Origin of the sequence: Pseudomonas sp. MD195_PC81_125, from assembly GCF_014060985.1 — a bacterium.
GTDB lineage: Bacteria > Pseudomonadota > Gammaproteobacteria > Pseudomonadales > Pseudomonadaceae > Aquipseudomonas > Aquipseudomonas parakoreensis.
Genome location: NZ_JABULD010000608.1, coordinates 1 through 3,330, shown reverse-complemented (window position 1 = coordinate 3,330; position 3,330 = coordinate 1). Strand labels below are relative to the sequence as shown.

Annotated in this window: 2 protein-coding genes; both read left to right on the top strand. The window is 64.2% G+C overall.

What is annotated here, in order from left to right; all coding sequences use genetic code 11:
• Nucleotides 1-253 precede the first annotated feature (253 nt).
• Nucleotides 254-1,465, top strand: coding sequence for a NarK/NasA family nitrate transporter (locus HT737_RS24625; protein ID WP_041067749.1), 1,212 nt, complete (start codon nt 254-256; stop codon nt 1,463-1,465).
• 7 nt (nt 1,466-1,472) lie between these two features.
• A complete protein-coding gene (locus tag HT737_RS24620) occupies nt 1,473-3,143 on the top strand; it encodes a bifunctional protein-serine/threonine kinase/phosphatase (protein ID WP_182404176.1) in 1,671 nt (556 codons plus the stop codon).
• The last annotated feature ends 187 nt before the right edge of the window (nt 3,144-3,330 follow it).

Genomic DNA, 3,330 nt, shown 5'->3' with positions numbered 1-3,330 from the left:
CAATTCCTGTAGGAGCTGCCGAAGGTGCGATCTTTTGATCCTTGGCACAAATCTGGCTAAGCATTCAGCACAGGTAACCAACGGCGGTTGCCCCACCCACGACAAAGACGTCGCTCACCCCGCTCGCCCCATCGGCGAACCAGGTAGCGGCGTTTTTGCGTTTTGGCCCCACAGCCCGGGGCCGGTGGTGCGGCCGTGGCGGCGCTCCACCTGCTGTGACTCCTTTCGAGACTCTTTTCAGCTGAGGTGCGCGATGAATTCAAGCTTCTGGAAATCCGGCCACACCCCGACCCTGTTCGCAGCGTTCCTGTATTTCGACCTGAGCTTCATGGTCTGGTACCTGCTCGGCCCATTGGCGGTGCAGATCGCCGCCGACCTGCACCTGAGCACCCAACAACGCGGGCTGGTGGTGGCGACGCCGATACTCGCCGGTGCGGTGCTGCGCTTTGTGATGGGCATGCTGGCCGATCGTCTGTCACCGAAGACCGCCGGGCTGATCGGCCAGGTGATCGTGATCTGCGCGCTGTTCGGTGCGTGGAAACTCGGTATCCACAGTTATGAACAGGCGCTGCTGCTGGGGCTGTTCCTCGGCATGGCCGGCGCCTCGTTTGCTGTGGCCCTGCCGCTGGCCTCGCAATGGTATCCGCCACAACATCAAGGCAAGGCGATGGGCATCGCTGGCGCCGGTAACTCCGGCACCGTGTTCGCCGCGCTGATCGCCCCGGTGCTGGCCGCGTCGTTCGGCTGGAGCAACGTGTTCGGTTTCGCCCTGATTCCGTTGATCCTGACGCTGGTGCTGTTCGCCTGGCTGGCGAAAAACGCCCCGCAGCGGCCCAAGGCCAAAGCCATGGCCGACTACTTCAAGGCCCTCGGCGACCGCGACAGTTGGTGGTTCATGTTTTTCTACAGCGTCACCTTCGGCGGCTTCATCGGCCTGGCCAGCGCCCTGCCCGGCTACTTTAACGATCAGTACGGGCTGAGCCCGGTAACCGCTGGTTACTACACCGCTGCCTGTGTGTTCGGTGGCAGCCTGATGCGCCCGCTGGGTGGTGCGCTGGCGGATCGCTTCGGCGGCATCCGCACCTTGCTGGCGATGTACACCGTGGCGGCGATCTGCATCGCCGCCGTCGGTTTCAACCTGCCCAGCTCCTACGCCGCACTGGCGCTGTTCGTCTGCACCATGCTCGGGCTCGGCGCCGGCAATGGCGCGGTGTTCCAGTTGGTGCCGCAACGCTTCCGTCTGGAGATCGGCGTGATGACCGGACTGATCGGCATGGCCGGTGGCATTGGCGGCTTTGCCCTGGCGGCCGGCATGGGCGCGATCAAGCAAAGCACCGGCAGCTATCAACTGGCGCTGTGGTTGTTCGCCAGCCTCGGCGTGCTGGCGTGGTTCGGCCTGCACGGGGTCAAGCGGCGCTGGAGAACCACCTGGGGTTCGGCGGCGGTCACTGCTGCACGCGTGTGAGGCGGCAATGCCCCTGCAACTGAGCTTTGCCCAGGCCAGCGCCACCGGCCCGCGCGCGGAAAACCAGGACGCCCTGCGCCTGGTGACACCCGCCCCGGCGCTGGCCGCGAGCAAAGGCTATCTGGTCGCCATTGCCGATGGGGTCAGCCAGTGCGCCGACGGCGGCCTGGCCGCACGCTCGACCCTGCAAGCACTGGCGCTGGACTACTACGCCACGCCGCAAACCTGGAGCGTGGCCCAGGCACTGGATCGCCTGCTGCTCGCACAAAACCGCTGGTTACAGGCCAACGGCGGCGGACAGCCACTGCTCACCACCGTCAGCGCGCTCATCCTGCGCGGCCAGCGTTTCACCCTGGCCCACGTCGGCGATTGCCGGGTCTATCGCTGGCACGCCGACGCTTTGCAGCGGATTTCGCAGGACCATGTCTGGGAGCAGCCGGGCATGCAGCACGTGCTCAAGCGTGCGCTGGGGCTGGATCAGCATCTGGTGCTGGACTTTCTCGACGGCGAATTGCGCGAGGGTGAATGCTTCGTGCTGGTCAGCGACGGCGTGTGGTCGACTGTGGGCGATACCGCGATTGCAGCGATCCTGCGCGATCAACCGGATCTCGACAGCGCCGCACACACGCTGGTCAACGCCGCGCATCTGGCCGGCAGCCAGGACAACGCCAGTGCTCTGCTGGTGCGGGTCGATGCGCTGGGCGAGGCGAGCATTGGCGACGCGCTGATCCATTTGCAGCAATGGCCACTGCCGCCAGCGTTGAAAACTGCGCAAATGTTCGAAGGCTGGCAGGTGCAGGGCGTTGTCGCCCAGAGCCAGCAATCGCTGCTGTATCGCGTGCTGGACGGGCAAGGTCGGAGCTGGTTGTTGAAAACCCTGCCGCCACGGCTGGCCGATGATCCACAGGCCGGGCAAGCCTTGTTGTCGGAAGAATGGTTCCTCAGGCGTGTCGCCGGGCGGCATTTTCCTGAAGTCCACAGCGGCACCCAGCGTCAGCATGTGTACTACGTGATGCGCGAATATTCCGGGATGACCCTGGCGCGGCTGTTTCAACACAGCAGCCCGTTACCGTTGGCACAGTGGCAGGACATTGCCGAGCGTCTGCTGCGGGCGGTGGGCCTGCTGCATCGACGGCAGATTCTGCACCGCGACATCAAACCGGAGAATCTGCATCTGGGTGACGATGGCGAGTTACGCCTGCTGGATTTCGGTCTAGCGTACTGCTCCGGTCTGTCCGAAGACGCACCGTCAACGCTGCCGGGAACCCCGAGTTATATCGCCCCGGAAGCGTTTCGCGGCGAGCCACCGAGTGCGCAACAGGATCTGTACGCGGTGGGCGTGACCTTGTATTTCCTGCTCACGGGGCATTTTCCCTATGGCGAAATCGAAGCCTTTCAACGGCCGCGCTTCGGTGTGCCGGTGAGTGCCGGTCGCTACCGCCCGGACGTGCCGGAATGGCTTGCGCAGAGTCTGGAGCGAGGCGTGGCTGCCGATCCGCAACAGCGCTTTGAAACGGCTGAAGAATGGTTGCTGGTGCTGGAGCAAGGCGAACGACGCAGTTTGAGTGTGCGGCCCAGGCCTTTATTGGAGCGCGAGCCGTTGAAGGTCTGGCGGACGGTGGCGTTGTTGGCCCTGCTGGGGAATCTGGTGCTGCTGGTTGTGTTGTTTCACGGCTGAGACCGCGTCGCGTCATTCGCGAGCAGGCTCGCTCCCACAGGGGTTTTGTGAACGACACCGATCCACTGTGGGAGCGAGCCTGCTTCGCGAAGACGGCCAGCCCAAACTCACCAGCCAATTCTGTCTGCCTGAATGCCCCCGCGAACGAGCAACCCGCGTCGATTCGGTGCAAAAATCCCCGTCTATA

Bases quoted from the DNA above. Each gene is read 5' to 3' on its own strand.
- HT737_RS24620 (WP_182404176.1), top strand. From the start codon at position 1,473: ATGCCCCTGCAACTGAGCTTTGCCCAGGCCAGCGCCACCGGCCCGCGC.
- HT737_RS24625 (WP_041067749.1), top strand. From the start codon at position 254: ATGAATTCAAGCTTCTGGAAATCCGGCCACACCCCGACCCTGTTCGCA.